The sequence below is a fragment of the Pedobacter sp. FW305-3-2-15-E-R2A2 genome (genome assembly GCF_038446955.1).
Lineage (GTDB): Bacteria > Bacteroidota > Bacteroidia > Sphingobacteriales > Sphingobacteriaceae > Pedobacter.
Map to the genome: position 1 here is coordinate 3,840,516 of NZ_CP151803.1, position 17,796 is coordinate 3,858,311.

A 17,796-nucleotide genomic window follows, 5' to 3' on the forward strand; every position below is an offset into this window, starting at 1 on the left:
ATTCAATGTTAATGAAATTTAGCCTCGTATAACTACGATCCTTCTTAAATATTTACGATAACGTTTGCGTTTTACCTTATCTGTTGAGCTCAAAATTGCCGACTTCCATTCCGTTGTCTGCGAGCATGCGGAGCGAGAGCTGGCGCTGATTGGCTTTCAGTTTAATCAAAGTCCGCTTTCCATCCTTTGGACCTCCGCCGATGATGATGGGGAACTGATGTCCTTCCTCCGCCGGATGAACCTTATAGGTATGGGTATGTCCGCAGATCATCAGGTCAATCTTATATTTGTTAAACAAGGGGCCAAAAACCTCCCTGCAATGTAAGGTGCCATGTCCATCACCGGAATGGTAATGAGGGATGTGCATGATGACCACTTTAAACTTAGCCTTTTTGTACGCTTTGCTTTTCAATTGTGTTTCCAGCCAAACGGCTTGTTTTCTCCTATAAGTATCAAAATCAATCAGTCCAGCATAAACCGGATGGTTGTCTTCTTTGTCTTCTCCGGTGTCCAGGGCAATAAAATGTACCGGTCCTCTGGTAAAACTGAAGTATTGTCCGCCATCTATATTGTGAAAATAGGCAGGCAACTGGCGTGCAAACTTCCCTCTCGTTTCGTGATTCCCACGGATAAACATAAAAGGTTTGCTGCTGGCAAAAGAACTGGTGCAGGGAATGATCATATTTTTGATGATCTGATTCTCATCCGTTTGATAATCAAAAATATCGCCGTTAAAGAAGACAAAGTCGTAGGGATCATTTCCATTTAATGCCATCAGCTGAGGAATGCTCTGTGGCCGGTCATGGATGTCGTTCATGATCAATAAAGAAACCTCATCTGCATTTGCAGCGGGCGTTTTAAATTCATAAGGGCTACTTTCGATCGTTTCTCCATAACTGATCTTATAAGGCTCATAACTGAGGATCTCTTTTGAGAACACTTTATAAGTATAAGTCGTTCCTGGTTTTAAATCTTTCAGACTGATCTTATGCAAACGATCATTTGCATCGACCATTCCGTCGGTCACCGCATGTATTTTCTTTATGGCAGCTTCCCCTTCCCGGAGTTCTACCCAGCTGTAACAGTCTTTTGCTGTGATCCACATTAAGGTCATGCTATCCGGAGCGGGATGCTGAAGATAAGGTGGCGTTAGAAACACATGGTCTGTGGCTGGTAGCGCATCTTTTGATTCCGTAGCGGAGTCCGCTAAGGAGGCAAGTGGTGAGATGGCGAGCCCGAGAATACTTGTTTTAGAAACTAATCCGATAAAGTCTCTCCGTTTAAATTTTTCCTGGTTCATGTTTGTGGTTGAAATGAACCTGCAAATAAAGCCTTTAGCCCAGATAAATACAAAGACTAACGATTAAAAACTGATGATAAAGGAATGTCTTCCATTTTCATACTGATAGCTGAGTTTAAAGCGGTATAAATTACAGATCTGCCTTGAAATGGCCAATCCAAGGCCCATTCCTTCAGAGCTGGCAGTTTTGTTAAAACGCTCAAAAGTCCGGGTATCGTCTAATGCAACGGCAATACCGGTGTTGCTAAATATCAATTGATCAGCGCTTAGTAAAATATCAATATGACCTGATTTCAAATTATGACGAATGGCATTGCTCATCAGGTTATTTAACAGGATATCTGCCAGGTATTTACTCATAGAAACGGTTTTTGCTTCCAGATTTAAACTGATGCTGATCTCGTTAGATTGTAGCAACTCCTGAAATTGTCGTGCCTTTTGATTCAGCAACTCTTTCAAGTCGATCAGTTCCTCATTTTTTATCAGGTTGTTTTCAATTTTCGCGAGCAGTAATAGAGAATGACTTAAACGGGATAAACGTCCTATAGCCAGATAAATATCTTCAATCAACTCCCCTTGCTGGTCGCTGAACCCTGCGGTTTGTAACAGCGTATCCAGCTTTGAATTGATCACCGCAAGTGGTGTCATCATTTCATGTGATGCATTATCCGTAAAAGACTTTAGTTCCTTGTAGTCCTGCTTAACGCGCTGGGACATCGCTAAAACTGCCTGGTTGAGTTCCGTAAATTCATCAACCTTGCTAAACTCCGCATTGATTTCATTTTTATCAGCCAGATTAAAGGCTTTCATTTGATCAAGCATGCTGTAAAATGGGCGCCATAAACTATTTAACAAGAAACGGTTGAGGAGAAAAAGCAGGAGGAGTAAAAATGTCGTAATTCCCAATGTAATCAGAAAAATCAGCTTAACCAGGCCTTCCGCTTCCAGTCTGGATTTTACTACGGTTACTTCAAATAGCTGCTTGTTTACCACGATATAAGTCAGCAGGCTTCTTCCCGGTTCTGCTTCATTTTCCTTCTCATTCAGGTAAACGCAATTGCTGAAAGTCCGTACCAGGCTATCGGCCTTTTTTAGGGGTCTGTAGCTTACTTTCTGGTCCTGAAAATCACCCGGAAGCGGAAGTTTACGATACTTACTGACATAAGCCCTGATCTCATCCTCTTCAATCCTAAGGTCTCTGTCGAGTTTTTCTGTTAATATAAAATGGATCACTATATAGTAAATAACTCCGGTAAGGAGCAATACAATTAGGGAAACAACCAGGTTTACCCGGTTATATCGACTGGCAAGTTTCATACGTTATCGAACTTATAACCAACACCATACATCGATTTGATGTAATCCTGACAGCCTGCCTCTATGAGTTTCTTTCGTAAGTTTTTGATGTGTGTATAGATGAAGTCAAAATCATCAGAAAGATCAATCTCATCTCCCCATAGGTGTTCTGCGATGGCATTCTTTGTGACTACTTTGCGTTGATTGGCGATGAAGTAAACGAGCAGGTCAAATTCTTTCTTCGTCAGGTTGAGCGAGTTGGTGTTGACCTTGACTTTCATGGCCAGGGTATCAATACTGATCTCATTAAAAACAATGGTATTATTGCCATCAAAGCTCTTCCTGCGGACAATTGCAGTCACTCTGGCCTGGAGTTCAGACAAGTGGAAGGGTTTGACAAGGTAGTCGTCCGCGCCCAGGTTAAGGCCATCCACTTTATCATCCAGAGAATGGCGGGCAGAAATGATCAGTACGCCATCATTCTTATTCATCTTTTTTAAAGCCCGGAGAATCTCCATGCCTTCTCCGCCAGGCAGACTGAGATCCAGCAAGATACAATCGTAACTGTAAAGATTGATCTTTTCTATCGCGGCACGGTAGTCGCAGGCTACTTCACAGATATTTCCCTCTGCACTAAAATAAGTAAGGATACTTTCCCGAAGTGACTGCTCATCTTCAACTAGTAGTAATTTCATCGAACAAAGGTTGCTGTAGGTGAATCAATTTAACAATTATTATTGATGCAGGCCGCCATTTTTGAAAAGGTCGTATGCCGTCTGGTAATTGGCGATCGCTTCTTTTAAAACATTTCCGGAAAAAGATTTCGGCTGCTGTTCATTCGTTTTCTTATCGTAGATAAAAGTACTTACTTTTTGCTGAGGGCTAAGCACGACCAGGCTATCTCTTTTTAGGTAAGCCAGCTTCTGATAGGTTCCCAACAGAATCCTTGGGACATAACCTGCGGCCAAGACATCCTTGCCGTAAAGGTTGCTTTCGTAGCTCCAGCCAAACAGACTAAATAAAGTTGGATAGAGGTCTATCTGTGAACAAACCTTGTTTACCTCTCTTTTTTTAGCATCCGGCAGATTTAATACCAGACAGGGAATGTGGTACTTACTGATGTCAATTTCATTTTTCCCGGCACTGCTGGCACAATGATCTGCAACAATGATGACCACCGTGTTTTTGAACCAGGGTTTCATCCGGATCTCTTTGATAAACTGACCAATGGCGTAATCAGTATACCTTAAGGCACCGGATCTTCCCGTTCCTGAAGGAATGTCTATTTTTCCATTTGGATACGTAAAAGGACGGTGGTTAGAGGTTGTCATGATAAAACTGTAAAATGGTTTTCCTTTCTCAAACTGCTCATCACTTCCACGGATCACTGCATCGTATAAATCTCCGTCGCTGATTCCCCAGGCGTTCTCAAAATGTACTTGTTCATCAGTGATGATCGTCCTTTTGGTCAGGTAGTTGTCGCCAGCCATAACTTTTCTGCCCCGGTCGGTAATGTTGTAACCATTGCTGCCGAAATATTGATTCATATTGTCAAAATAGCCATCTCCCCCATAGTAGAAAGTCCGTTCATAGCCTGCTTTTTCAAAGATGTTTCCGATCGTAGTCAGGCTGTCATTTTTCGGACGTCTAACGACGCTGCTGCCCGGTGTTGGGGGAATAGCCAGCGATAATGCTTCCATACCCCGGACGGTTCTTGTTCCTGTTGCATACATATTGGTAAACAAAAGGTTTGCAGAAGCCAGAGAATCCAATACCGGGGTTAGCCGTTCCTTATTTCCGAAATGCGACATAAAGTCGGCACTCAGGCTTTCCACTGTAATCATGATCACATTAGGTTTATAAGTGCTTCCGCTACCGCTGATCTTTCTTTTTATGCTCCGGCTACTGCTCAGGTAGCTGCTGTTTGCTTCCTGTAATTCGGCTCTGATCAGCCGGTATGCTTCCGGTTCATTCAGGAGTTGATAAAATTGGTTGTAGTTGAGTTCGTTGTTTTTAAAGGCAGCAAAGATCGAATATATCCCGGCCTTTGCAAGTTCATCATGGAACCTGTTGTTCCCCTCTTCTGCCCAGGAATTGCGCACAAAGAGGCTGAAAAATAAGGCTAAGAAAATAATTGTCCCGGAAATAAGCCCTCTTATTTTTAAAGGAGTATCTGATTCAAAAGCGGTTTTAAATACGCCCTTTTTAATCAGTAACCAAAGTATAAAAACACTGATGAGCAGGACTCCGCCAATCAGCAGTGGTAAAGGATAAGATTCGTTGATATTGTTGATGACTTCATAGGTATACACGAGATAATCTACGGCAATAAAGTTAAACCGACTCTCAAATTCCTGCCAGAAAGTAAGTTCAGCAAAGAAAGAAAATACCACGATAATGAGCATTAAAAGTAAGCCGGTATAGCTCATGAAAATATTGAACCACGACTTAATAAAACATTGTGGCAGAAGGAATAAATACAAGGAGTAAAGCAAGACCAGAAAGACAGACACGCCGAGGTCGTAAAACAAACCCTGAGTAAATATCCGGAAGATAGAAAGGAAGGAAAAATGTGTTTTTTCAATTGTAGCTGTCACCAGTCCGAGACGAATCAGGAACGACGCGGATATAAAGACAGCTACAAAAGAAAAAAGAACACTGTACCTGTTTTTGAACAAAAAAGTAACGTTCATAAGACCATAAATTATACCGTCAAATGTACCTTCCTATTCTGAAGAAAAACTGAAGTTAAACAGCTCTTTCAACCTAATTCCCAGGCGAAAGACTGATCGGTCAGCGGCTTCACATTAAAAAATGAAAAAGCCGCTGATTGACCAGGTGTTTTAAAGTTTAGGCAATTTTGTTGCGCTGATCTTCCTTATCATATAAGTCGATCAGTTTGCTTTGCAAACGGATTACAGAGCTTTCCAACTGACTGATTTTTTCCTTCAGTTGTTCAATAATCTGAATGTGTTCACTTACCCCTTCTTCCCCAACATCGAGAAACTCTCTTAAACTTAATCCGTGTACTTCAGCGATCTGATTGATGCGGCTAAAGTTCGGATCAGTAATACTGGTTTCCAGTTTTGAGTACGCCGGAATTGAAATGTCCAGCAGATCGGCCATCGCTTTTTGGTTGACCCCTTTTTTTTGTCTTAAAATTCTAAATTTCTCCCCTAATGTTTTCATAATGAATATTATTATTTGTAATAACCCCTAATTGAAATAAATTTAAGAAATATTAAATATAATATTATCATATTATTACAAAATTTTGAAATTAATAATCAAAACTGACTTTTTGACAGCAAGTTTTAGGGACAAAAGGCATAAAAAAAGGGCATAAAAACCCACAATTTTTTTTGTGATTTTTGCCCTTATTTTGACCATAGGAAACGATTTTTCGCATTTCACCGATGTCACCACTTTTTCTCATAATCAGCTGTTTATGAGCAAAATAAATAATGATTATTTTTTAGTTTGCCTTAATATAAAGGCCCCTAACATGATTGCTACAGCCAATCCCGAAAACCCTGGGAAGAGGATAAATAAATATAAAACTCCGGCGACCAGGCATAAAGCGACAATAAATAAAAAACCTTGTAAAAAAGATTCCATTTTGAACGCTGCGATGAGTGCAAACCCTAAAAAGGTTAAAGCAAGAATGGTTAAAAACATATACAAAGATGCATTTCCAATGTTAAGTTAACGTTAAGAAATCAGATTTGACTCTTTTATTTTCAAAAAAATAACAATAAAATCTCCAAAATGAACCGAATGGAAAACTAAATATTTTAGAGAATTCATAAAAAAAGATCAGTATGAAAAAACATACTGATCTTTTTTTGAACATAAAATTCTGTTATTAATAATCGTCGTTTAGTGCGAAGATCGGTTTTCTCGTCATCCAGCTTCCACTGGTAAAATCAGGGAAATCGATGGTTTCATTTCCAAGTTCTATAGATTGCTCACTTAATGGTGTGATTGCGCTCCATGCTGCTGCATCATATACATCTAATGGAGTTGGCTCATTTCTTTTTGCTGCTTCGATGAAAGCATGGATAACGAAGAAGTCCATGCCACCATGACCTGCACCTTGTGCATCATTGCCATATTTCCTCCAAAGTGGGTGATCATATTTATCCAACCACTCTTTTGCAGGATCCCATGCATGTGGTTTGCTCACTCCTTCTACATAGATGCTCTTATTTACATCCATCCACAATCCTTTTGTTCCCTGAACGCGGAAACCCAAGGAATATGGTCTCGGTAAATTGGTATCGTGTTGCAAAATAATGGTTTCTCCATTCGCACAGTCGATGGTAGTGGTCACGATATCTCCTAAACGGAAGTTCACCTTCGCATTCGGATGACTTTCTCCTCCTTTTTCTACAATATAATTATGGAGTCCTCTTGATTTGGTGGCAAAAGAGTTTAGTTTTAAAAACTTATTACCCCTGTTGATGTTCACGCATTGCGCAACCGGACCTATTCCGTGAGTCGGATATAAATCACCGTTACGGTGTACAGAGTGGTTGGTTCTCCATTTAGCTTCTGAGAATCCTTTTTCGTTAAATTCTACGCCGCCACCATAAGGTTTTACCCCGTCATTGAATTTTACTTCTCTCAGGTCATGCTGGTAACCGCCTTGTAAATGCAGGATTTCTCCAAATACACCCTGACGTACCATATTTAAGGCAGCCAATACATCTCTTCTGTAACATACGTTTTCCAACATCATTACATGTCCATTGTATTTTTCTGTTGCCTGTACCACATCCCAATGGTCTTGCAAGGTGATGCCCAGCATCACTTCAGTCGCTACGTATTTAATACCAGCTTCTAAAGATTTTATGATCATCGGTTTGTGCAATTCCCATGGCGTGGCAATAACAATCGCTTTTAAACCTTTTGTTTCCAGTAGTTTCTTCCAGGCATTTTCATCACCAGTATAGATTTTAGGCATGGGTTTGCCGCTTTTAGCGATCATAGCTTTAGCCGAATTCAGCATTCTTTCTTCTACGTCGCAGATGGCTACCAATTCTACATCATCCCTTTTCAGTAAAAGATCAAGATGATTCTGGCCTCTTAATCCAACTCCAATCATAGCAACCTTGATCTTCTCTGCTTTGGTACCTGCAAAAATTGATTGCTCCGGTAAAACAGTCAGGGCTGCCGCAGTGATGCCACTACTTCTCACAAATTGTCTTCTGTTCATAATTTATTTAGTTCATTATATATGTTCGGTTCAGATAAAAACTCCGGTTGGCACAACCAGGAGCTATCAATCGAATACAATATATATACTATATCAGAAACGGGATAAAATAACAGCTTATAAAAAGCACGCAAACGTTTGATATTTTGCCTTTCCTCGCAATTCCCGAATCCCCAAAACCCAAAAGAAACACATTGTTGAGGATTGTAACAATTATATGATTGTTTTGGCTAAAATACTTACATCATTTCCAAAAATAGCTGTAATATGACCACCAAAACCTGATTTTTATCCAAAAAATATCCCCTGAAATTTAAATTTGGGCTTTTATTTTCAAGCAAACGTTTGCGCACATTTAGTCTAAAACCGGAAAAATTTAACGTCCAGCACAATTGTTTTTTTAAAATTATTCAAGGTTATTGAAAGTTTATTCTAATATTTGAATATCATGTCTGATAAACCTACCACGATAAAAGAAATAGCCAAAATACTTAAGATTTCGGTTTCCACCGTCTCAAGGGCTTTAAATGACCATTCCAGTATCGGTTTAACAACAAAGATGAGGGTCAAAAAGCTGGCAACTGAGCTAAATTATGAGCCAAATCAGAAGGCAATACAGTTTCTTCAGGGCAAGTCTCATATTATCGGTGTTATTTTGCCGGAACTATCCGAATCTTTTTTTTCCACTGCCATCAGCGGAATTGAGGATGTTGCCTATAAGCGAAATTATACCGTTTTACTTGCGCAGTCGCACGATGACGCAGACCGTGAAAAATTGCTGGTAGAAAAAATGAAAACCCAGCGCGTAGATGGCTTATTGGTGTCGGTTTCTAAAACCACCAGTACCTACGAACATTTTGAAATGTTCAAAAAGCTGAATATCCCGGTAGTATTTTTTGATCGGATCCCTCCTATTAAAGACATTCACTATGTGGCTTCCAACCTGGAAAACGGAACCTATGAAGCGGTTAATTTCTTATTGAAAAAAGGACACCGGACGATCGGAATGATCAATGGACCTACGACCTTAGTGGCCAGTCATGAGCGGAAAGAAGGTTATATAAAGGCCATGATCTCCAATCGTTTAAAGTTTGACCCTTCTCTGATTGTCAGTTGCGATCTTTCTGAAACCGGCACAATAGACGTGATGAACACCATGTTAAACCACAGACGTAAACCGACTGCAATCGTTACCTTTAATGACTACGTGGCTTTGTTTGCCATGAGGTATACCCGTTCCCTGGAACTGGAGGGAATAGACTTTGTAAGTTATGCCAACCTCCCGATTATTAACTACATGGATTATACGCCAATTGCCTCTGTAGAGCAGTTCCCCTATAAACAAGGCAAGAAAGCAGCAGACATTTTAATAGACCTGATCAACCGCCCGAAAAACGAAACGGGAACGGAACAAGCTTATTTTAATGTAGTTGTAGAATCGGAATTGATTGTCCCAACCCCCAAATAATTTTGCGCAAACGTTTGCTCAATGGTTTAATGACTTAAATAATTACGTTTGAATTCTGTAACCAATTCTGATAAGACGCATGTTTGAAAATATTTTACCATTGTATGGCCTGAATTCTGATGAGACTACTGTTAACCTGTTCGGCGATGGCCTGATTAACCATACATGGAAAGTAACCGCAGGCGGGCAGAGCTATATTCTGCAAAAAGTAAATACCGATGTATTTAAGAACCCTTCAGATATAGACAAAAACCTGAGCTTATTAAAAGCTTTTTTAAGCAAAAAAGATCCTGACTATCTGTTTGTATCTCCTGTTAGCGCATTGTCAGGGGAATCCTTATTGGACACCCCTTCCGGTTATTTCCGCTTGTCGCCATTTGTAGAAGGTTCCCTTTCTTTAAATGCCCTGACAAAAGAGGAAGAAGCTTATGAGGCTGCCAAACAATTCGGCAAATTCTCCAGCTTACTGGCCGACTTTGATGCGGAAACACTCAACATTACCATTCCCGATTTCCATAACCTGAGTTTAAGGTATGAGCAGTTTAAAACTGCCTGTGCAAATGCGAACCCGGAAAGAATGGAGAAAGCAAAACAATATGTAGATTTCATCAATGCGCATCAGGACCTGGTCGATACCTATCTGAGTATTGTGGCCAACAAGGAAGTACCATTGCGGGTGATCCACCACGACACCAAGATCAATAATGTCTTGTTCGACAAAGACTACAAAGGCATTTGTGTGATTGACCTGGATACGGTGATGCCTGGCTATTTTATTAGTGATGTGGGTGATATGATGCGGACCTATTTATGTGCGGCTACTGAAGAAGAAACCGACCTGAGCAAAATCAGCATCCGTAAAGAATTTTTTAAAGCCGTATACGACGGTTATATGGAAGAAATGCAGGACGTCCTGACGGATACCGAGAAACAATATTTCAGCTATGCCGGCAAGTTCATTATCTACATGCAAGCCATTCGTTTCCTCGCAGATTACCTGCAGAACGATATCTATTATGGGGCAAAATATGAAGATCATAATTTTAACAGGGCAATTAATCAAATCACCCTGTTAAAAGAATATATAAAAATTGAGGCAGAACTTACAGCTCCCCTTTCTTCATCTGCTGAACCGCATAATCAACAGCACGCGCAGTAAGCGCCATATACGTTAATGATGGGTTTTGTGTGGAAGTAGAAGTCATACAAGCCCCATCAGTAACGAATACATTTTTGCAGTCATGCAACTGGTTCCATTTGTTCAATACTGATGTTTTTGGGTCATGGCCCATCCTTGCGCCGCCCATCTCATGGATGTCCAGACCGGGTGCCTGTCCGCCGTCATTTGGCTTAATGTTCTTAAATCCTGCTTCGGTAAACATCTCTGTTAATTGTTCCAGGTAATCCTTTTTCATTTTTGCATCGTTGTCATCGTAATCTACGGAGATGCGTAAAAGTGGAATTCCCCATTCATCTTTCTGGTCTTTATCCAGTTTCACGTAATTGCTCTTCTTAGGAATGGTTTCTCCCATCATGTGAGAGCCCACTTGCCAGGGACCAGGATTCTTATTCAGCAATTGTGCTTTTAAATCGGTACCCATGCCTGAAGTGTCTCTTTCCGGGCTCCTGTAGGCCGAAAAACCAGCTGCATAACCGCGTTTGAAATTCGTTTCCTGTTTCAACAAGTTCCTGAAGCGTGGGATATAGCCGCCATCAGAAGGATTTCTGCCGTCTGTCGTAAATTCTTTTAAGCCTTCGTATTCTGCACTGATCCTTGCGCTATAGTTGTGAAAAGCCACGTATTTGCCCAGGACTCCGCTGTCATTCCCCAATCCGTTTGGAAAACGGGAAGAAGTGGAATTCAACAGGATCAGATTGGTATTGATGGCAGCAGCATTCACAAAAATGACCTTTGCAAAATATTCTGTCACCTCTTTGGTATTGGTATCCACCACCCTTACACCGGATGCTTTTCCCAGCTTCTCGTCATAGATGACAGACTCGACCACAGAGAACGGTTTTAAGGTCAGATTTCCCGTTTTTGCTGCCCATGGTAAAGTAGAAGCATTGCTGCTAAAATAGCCACCAAAAGGACAGCCACGCTGACATAAATTCCTGTTCTGACACTTCCCTCTCCCCTGGTCAAAATGAACCTGTCTGGGTTGCGACAAGTGTGCACAGCGCGAGCTGATGACATGTCGGCCGGTATATTTTTCTTTCAGTGTTTTCTTAAAATAATCTTCCACCGCATTTAATGGAAAAGCAGGTAGAAAATCACCGTCAGGCAATTCTGCCAGGCCATCTTTATTACCTGAAATCCCTGCAAACTGCTCTACATAACTATACCAGGAAGCCAGGTCTTTATACCTTATTGGCCAGTCGACCGCAAAATCATCTCTCAAAGGACCTTCAAAATCAAGGTCACTCCAGCGCTGTGTCTGCCGGGCCCATAATAAAGATTTTCCACCTACCTGGTAGCCGCGGATCCAGTCAAAGGGCTTCTCCTGAACATAAGGATGTTCCTTGTCTTTCACAAAAAAATGCATCGCATCTTCCCGGAAAGCATAACACTTGCTCACTACCGGGTTTTCCTTGCGGATGGCGAGTGTCAACTCCCCACGGTGCTCAAATTCGTAGGGATATTTATTGGTTGTCGGATAGTCGATCAGGTGTTTTACGTCCCTGCCCCGCTCCAATACCAGCGTTTTTAATCCTTTCTCTGTAAATTCTTTGGCGGCCCATCCACCACTAATGCCGGAGCCAATGACGATGGCATCATATGTATGTTGTTTCTTTGACATGTTCTCTTTTGATTAAGCGGTTTTAACAGGAAAATAACCATTGTACCTTCCCGGAACCAGTTCCCAGATGACCAGGTTGCTCATTACATATTTCGAATTCAGGTAACCACCGATGGTACGTGATTTCATGATGGCATAAAAATCAGCAATTTCTTTCGCCAGACCTGGTTTACCGGCATTGGCTTCGATGAGTTTTTGCTGTAGCTCCGCTCCTGCTAATCCCTCAAAAGCATCCAGACCTTTCATAAAAGATTCCTGTTCTTGTTTTTCGTAGCAGTCGTCCAGCATTTTTAAGACAAAAAGGTGGAGTTTCAGGTCTTTGGCACCAGGGGTATTTGTTTTTGGAAGGATCAATTCTGCAATCTCTGCCAGTAATTTTTCCTGTGTGGCGGAAATATCCAGGTGTTGCAGTTGAATGGAAACTTTGCCCTCCTCTCTTAAACAGGAAGGTAGCAGGGCCATACCCCCTGCAAATATCAATACTTGTTTGATGGCTAAACGTCTGTTCATTGGTTAATCGTGTGTCTGCTAATGTAATCCAAAATCCTGAAGTCTCATAGAAAAACCAAGTAAGAAAAACCGGGTCACCCCATTCGTCCGGCTTTCTGTAACCGCATTATCGGAGAAAGTTCTGTTCAGGCCATTGCCCTGATTCAGGAGGTCATTTACCGCAAAGGTGATCATTCCTGTTCTCTTTTTGAAAATGGTTTTTTCTATTCCTGCATTGATCAGTAGTGGATTGTTTGCCGCAATGGAATATCCGCTGTTGATCCTTTTAGTGCTGGTAAAATTCAGGGTCCAGGACTTGTTAAGGATAAACCTCGAGTAGAGGTTAAATGTCCAGGTTTCTACATTTCTCGTCTGACCTGCACTGCTTAAAGAATACGTGTTCGCATTCAATCCATAGCTGGCCTGTGCAGTGAGGCTCAGTTTCTCCGTGTTTGCAGAAAAGCTGAATTGTTGGTTGTAATTAAATCTTTTGCTGAAACTCTTCTTGCCATCGGTAAACAACACATCATTGGCACGGTCCAGATTTCCATTCAGGGAGAAAGCAAACCTTCTTCTTGAAAAAGGATAGGATAAGGTATAGGAAGTGCCGATGTTATAATTTCCATTTGCATTCACGTACCGTGTTTCCTGCTTCAGGCTGTTCAAGCTATCTACTACCAGAACCACATTCGCGACCACCTGATTTTGAATCAGGCCGGTGTTTAGTCCGATCTGGAAGGAAAGCCCACCCGCGGGATCAAAAAGACGGTAATCTACATTTGCATTGTGGTTAAAGGAAGTCTTCAGCTCCGGATTTCCAATAATCACATTCTGGAGGTCTCTGGTATCCGCTACCGGTTGTAATTGCTGAAAATCAGGCGCATTACTAGAACCGTTATAGTTTCCACTGAGGGCCTGTGAGGGCGAAATCACAAAATTGAAGTTCCCTGAGGGTGAGAAATTGACCGTATTCTGCCGGATCCGGTCGGTACGGCCTTCATAGCTTCCCTTTAAAGAACTGGGCTGCAAAGAAATTCCGGCAGTATAATTCAAACGTTTTGAACCATACCTATAGCTGACCCGAAAATTATTATTGAGGAATGTGGAATGGTAAACGTTACTTAAGGAATCTACAAAACTGATCTGCCCATTCGGAGCCCTCACCCGGGTCTGTAGACTATTATTGGTCGCGGATAAAGAGAAAACGTAGTTAAAGTCGATATTCTTTGTGCTTACCGTATCATCCGGGCGACTGAGCGGTTCGCTATAGCTGACACTCGCGGTAAACTGATCATTGGAACTCTTGTTGTCCACCAGACGGTTCAATAAACTATCCTTTATAAAAGCGCCTGTTTTCTGATCATAATAGCCTATTTTATTCATCATATCCTGGTCGCTTTTTGAGCTTCCCAAAACACCTGACAGGTTCACATACATCGTCCTTCCTTTTTTCTCAAAGCTTTTCCCCCAGCCAAAGTTAGCGTTCAGATTGGGGTTGTATTGATTCGAATTGCTGCTGTTATACAGGTCCTGCCGGATGGCCCCTTTCTGAACATTTTCGGAACTGCTGTTCGATCGCCCGTTAGAAAAACTACCGTTTAAAGAGGCAGTGAGGTATTCTTTATCATAGTTCCCCTGCAGATTCAGGTCAAAATTATGTCCGTCAGACTTCGACTCCGACGCGTTCTCGTTCGTAGTATATAAGGTTCCCAGCGGATTAACGCGTTCTATATAATTGAATTGATTGTTTTCATTGAGGTTGTTGTTAAACGCATAGTTGGCAGATCCAACCGTTCTTTTGCTAAGGTGATTCCGGTAGTTTCCCGAAGTATAAAGTCCACGGGTGGATCCTGCGCTGTTATTGGCATTGTTCAGGTTGGCACTTACCCCGATTTGTTTGTCGTCCTTCCAGATATTCCCTGAGGTCTGAAAGCCATATCGGTTATTTGTCCCACCATCTATTCCGGCATTGCCAAAAGTCCCCCTGTTTCTTCCGGGTTTAGTAACCAGATTGAGGATCTTTTTTGGTGCTCCCATCTTTATCCCGGTGAGCTTAGCTTCCTCTCCATAGTCGTCAACCACCTGTATATGAGAGAACATTTCTGCAGGCAGCTGCTTGATGAATTCCTTTACATTACCGGTAAAAAAATCCTTTCCATTGACCCTGATTTTAGTCATTTCTTTCCCCATGGAAGTCACCTTTCCTTTCTCGTCCACTTCCATCCCCGGCAATTGTTTCAGCAATTGATCCACATGGTCTCCATCGCGAACCTTATAGGCTGCAGTATTGTATTCCAGGGTATCTTTTTTCACTTTCATGGCCACAATCTTCCCTTCTATCACTACTTCTTTCAACATTTGGGTATCTGGTCGCAACAGGATCGGTTTCAGCTGAAGGGTGTTTTCTCCGGATTTAAAGGTATGGGTACTTGACGCAGGGCGATAACCAATACTTCTGACAAGCAGGGAAAAATCCGGCGACTGAAACTGATCAAAGGAAAATTGTCCATCTTTATCCGTGTTGGTACTCAGGGTGTCTTTGCCAGCAATCATCCGGATATTGGCGCCTGGAATAGCCTGCCTGGTACTATCCGTTACACTCCCCTTCACAAGGCGCTTCAGCTGGGCGTTTAGTTTGAGCCCGGAACACAATAAGACAATAAGAAATAAGAAAATCCTCCCAGTAATACTCAATTTAATTTCAATTTATGGCCTTAAGGCGGCTAATATAGAGAAATTCACTGGTTAGTTGATTAGAAAATGAGCAATGCGACAAGCATTTCCGGTACTTTTTTCATTTTTATGATCACTGATCCGAAGCTTTAAAGTATGACTCCCTGCTTTCAGGTCAGCACCGAACAGCACATACCAGGGTAAATGCAGCGACTTGCTCCATTTGGTATATAAATCCAGTTCCCTTTCCGGGCCGTTGTCTATTGAATAAACCACCGTTCCGGCATCTGCACCAGACACGACAGACATACCTACCGCAGTACCTTTAAAGTTCAGTGTTAATGTCGCTGCCGGACGCGTAGCTACCAGCATCGGAACATGAACAAAGCCCTTGCGTGTTCCCAGTCCATCCGCAGGACGCCAGTCTTCTATTAGCTGCCATCCATCTGAGTAGTTAGCTGTTGTGATTTTCTGATAATGTCCACGTTCAAAATTGCCTTTGATCAGAGGCTCAGGCAATTGGCGAAGCCCCATCTTTTTATCGCCGGTTAATGCTGCATCCTCAAAATTGACAGCCAACAAGGTCCTGATGGTTTTCGCATAAACTCCCTGTCCGAATGGAGAAGGATGCAGGTCTTTGAAATCTTTGTCCCAATTGAATTCCTTATTTTCCATCCTGTCCCTGACCTCCTTTGCGAGGTTAATAGATGGCAATCCATAATGGGCAGCTATGAGTTCATGGTTGACAATCGAAACCGGTATTTTCCCTTCATTATACGCCTTCGTTTTATCCGGATCGGCGAAAGACATCAGCACAATGTCCATATTGGGTTGATCCCGTTTTGCATGTCGGACCATCCCCTCCAGCGCGCGCAATTGCGTCAGGCTATCTGTACCATTTACCTCGTCATTTACCGCAGCTTCCAGAAACAACAAATCTACTTTTCCGGAATCCAAAACATCTCTTTGCAGGCGAAATGCATGTGGTAAGCTACCCAGTGAAGGAATGCCGGCCGCAATAAAGTGAAATGAAGTATTGGGGAAACGGCGTTGCAGGGTGATACAAACAGAGTCCCGCCAGCCGGGCGCATTGGTGATCGATCCGCCAAGGAAAGCTACAGTAGCTGTTTTTTGATGGTTAAAAACCCGAAAAGCGTTCGGTAGTCCTTTTCTGGAGGAAATATAATGACGGTTGTCCAAGGGAGAAACCTGTCCATCAATCTCATTTATAAAACATAGCAATACGAAAAAAAACAACAACAGTCTCTTGGTCATATACAGGATTAACCCCTCTTAAATTAAGGCAGTTAAATATAGCGATTAATGATTGGGGTCGTATTGATATACGATTTGATAAGGGGTATTTCTTAATTTTGCAGAGATTACACCTATAGGTAAGTCCTCCTTTTGTGGTGTAGGTTCGCAAACCGAATACAATTTCCCTTTGTAAACGATGGCATCGCCGATTGGCTTATCAAACTGAACACCCATGGTGATGTGCGTAGGATATAACATCGCAATCATGGGCAGATTATAGATCTCTTTGACCAGGTAAAAGAACAATGCTACCCGATCGTCACAGTCACTATGACTGGCAAATAAGGTCTCTTCAGGAGAAAGCCGCTTCTCTCCGCCATAATTGGCCTGATCATCCTCATATAAAAAAGCATAACGGGTGAAGCGCATTAAATAGTCCACCCCTTTTTTCTGATTCATTCCTGCCACATTTTTTTTAAGTAAAGGAATCAGTGATCCATAGGTTTCTTTACTCAGTGGAATGTTAAAATAACTTTCAAAATCTACCCCGGGATAATTGGCAAAGATGGCTTCTACATCCTTACTCAGCTTGATGTTAAAATGATAAGCTTTATGTTTATACACAAATTCCAGTTTCTTTTCAATGTAATTGTCCGGTTTAAAATCAGGCAGTTTAGTCACCTTATAAGAAAAGGATTTTGTGGCTCCTGCAACAGCAATCGTTACCGGGATCGGCGGGTCCTGATTCAGGTCTGCCTTAGGATAATCATGGTAATTGAGGCACATGAATTTCTTGTGATCCACCATAAAGAATGGAATATCCGAAATGTCTTCATCATTGAAAATGTAGAAAATGATCCGGTCTTTACTGATGGCCAGTCTGGCATCATAACCTGACTTTGCCAAAAAGAACCATTTATATAAGGTATAACGGCTGTAATTGTCTCCCTTAGGACTAATTTGCTGCGCTGTTTTGCGAATCAGTTGATAATACAGCCAGTCGTTCAGTTCATATCTTTTGCGGTAAGCCAGCAGGGAATCTATGATCGGCTGGTAATCTCCGGAATTTAAACGTTGGTAAGCTGATTTGATTGATTGTTCGGAAAGCTCCGGAGCAGGAACCATCACAGAAGTATCAATCTCTGTGTTAAACGTTCCCTGATAAAATTCAAAAGCGATCCATTGCTTACCCTGACCATAGGCGGTTGTCAAAGTAAGCGTCAGAAATAGCGTCCCGAAAATTTTAAAAAGACGGTCCATAAGAATTGCTTCGCTTAACATTAAATATACATAA

General features: G+C 41.7%; 14 protein-coding genes. 3 read left to right on the forward strand and 11 right to left on the reverse strand.

What is annotated here, in order from left to right; all coding sequences use genetic code 11:
* Window positions 1–76: 76 nt before the first annotated feature.
* The 5 genes from AAFF35_RS15285 to AAFF35_RS15305 all read right to left on the reverse strand — a co-directional run bounded on the left by AAFF35_RS15285 (window position 77) and on the right by AAFF35_RS15305 (window position 5,785).
* On the reverse strand, window positions 77–1,300 hold the full coding sequence (locus AAFF35_RS15285) for a metallophosphoesterase family protein (protein ID WP_342327387.1): 1,224 nt from the start codon (window positions 1,298–1,300) through the stop codon (window positions 77–79).
* A gap of 63 nt (window positions 1,301–1,363) precedes the next feature.
* Window positions 1,364–2,617, reverse strand: coding sequence for a HAMP domain-containing sensor histidine kinase (locus tag AAFF35_RS15290; protein WP_342327388.1), 1,254 nt, complete (start codon window positions 2,615–2,617; stop codon window positions 1,364–1,366).
* Window positions 2,614–3,291 (reverse strand): response regulator transcription factor, encoded by a 678-nt coding sequence (locus tag AAFF35_RS15295; protein ID WP_342327389.1) that lies wholly within the window; start codon window positions 3,289–3,291, stop codon window positions 2,614–2,616. The genes AAFF35_RS15290 and AAFF35_RS15295 overlap by 4 nt, the downstream gene beginning before the upstream one ends.
* A 39-nt stretch (window positions 3,292–3,330) precedes the next feature.
* On the reverse strand, window positions 3,331–5,289 hold the full coding sequence (locus AAFF35_RS15300; protein ID WP_342327390.1) for a sulfatase-like hydrolase/transferase: 1,959 nt from the start codon (window positions 5,287–5,289) through the stop codon (window positions 3,331–3,333).
* 157 nt (window positions 5,290–5,446) lie between these two features.
* Entirely contained in the window at window positions 5,447–5,785 is a 339-nt protein-coding gene (locus tag AAFF35_RS15305) for a helix-turn-helix transcriptional regulator (RefSeq protein WP_069381434.1), read from the reverse strand.
* 259 nt (window positions 5,786–6,044) lie between these two features.
* Between AAFF35_RS15305 and AAFF35_RS15310 the strand changes: the two genes are divergently transcribed.
* Entirely contained in the window at window positions 6,045–6,305 is a 261-nt protein-coding gene (locus tag AAFF35_RS15310) for a hypothetical protein (protein WP_342327391.1), read from the forward strand.
* A gap of 156 nt (window positions 6,306–6,461) precedes the next feature.
* Here the strand turns inward: AAFF35_RS15310 and AAFF35_RS15315 are convergent, their stop codons facing one another.
* Window positions 6,462–7,814 carry a Gfo/Idh/MocA family oxidoreductase gene (locus AAFF35_RS15315; RefSeq protein ID WP_342327392.1) on the reverse strand — a complete coding sequence of 451 codons (1,353 nt, stop codon included), beginning with the start codon at window positions 7,812–7,814 and terminating at the stop codon, window positions 6,462–6,464.
* A gap of 448 nt (window positions 7,815–8,262) precedes the next feature.
* Here AAFF35_RS15315 and AAFF35_RS15320 point away from each other — a divergent pair, with 448 nt between their 5' ends.
* The gene (locus AAFF35_RS15320) at window positions 8,263–9,282 is read left to right on the forward strand and encodes a LacI family DNA-binding transcriptional regulator (RefSeq protein WP_199757148.1); all 1,020 of its coding nucleotides are present in this window, start codon (window positions 8,263–8,265) and stop codon (window positions 9,280–9,282) included.
* Window positions 9,283–9,361: 79 nt separating this feature from the next.
* Entirely contained in the window at window positions 9,362–10,441 is a 1,080-nt protein-coding gene (locus AAFF35_RS15325; RefSeq protein WP_342327393.1) for an aminoglycoside phosphotransferase family protein, read from the forward strand.
* Here AAFF35_RS15325 and AAFF35_RS15330 read toward each other — a convergent pair.
* From AAFF35_RS15330 to AAFF35_RS15350, 5 genes are read right to left on the reverse strand one after another with little or no spacing between them, the layout of a single operon-like run.
* Window positions 10,386–12,083: a GMC family oxidoreductase gene (locus tag AAFF35_RS15330; RefSeq protein ID WP_342327394.1), complete on the reverse strand. Its 1,698-nt coding sequence runs from the start codon at window positions 12,081–12,083 to the stop codon at window positions 10,386–10,388. The genes AAFF35_RS15325 and AAFF35_RS15330 overlap by 56 nt on opposite strands.
* Before the next feature lie 12 nt (window positions 12,084–12,095).
* Complete coding sequence (locus tag AAFF35_RS15335; protein ID WP_342327395.1) at window positions 12,096–12,593, reverse strand: gluconate 2-dehydrogenase subunit 3 family protein; 498 nt, start codon at window positions 12,591–12,593, stop codon at window positions 12,096–12,098.
* Window positions 12,594–12,611: 18 nt separating this feature from the next.
* On the reverse strand, window positions 12,612–15,266 hold the full coding sequence (locus AAFF35_RS15340; RefSeq protein WP_342327396.1) for an outer membrane beta-barrel protein: 2,655 nt from the start codon (window positions 15,264–15,266) through the stop codon (window positions 12,612–12,614).
* Between the two features lie 51 nt (window positions 15,267–15,317).
* Window positions 15,318–16,520, reverse strand: coding sequence for an SGNH/GDSL hydrolase family protein (locus tag AAFF35_RS15345; protein WP_342327397.1), 1,203 nt, complete (start codon window positions 16,518–16,520; stop codon window positions 15,318–15,320).
* Window positions 16,521–16,565: 45 nt separating this feature from the next.
* Window positions 16,566–17,783: a hypothetical protein gene (locus AAFF35_RS15350; protein WP_342327398.1), complete on the reverse strand. Its 1,218-nt coding sequence runs from the start codon at window positions 17,781–17,783 to the stop codon at window positions 16,566–16,568.
* Window positions 17,784–17,796 lie beyond the last annotated feature (13 nt).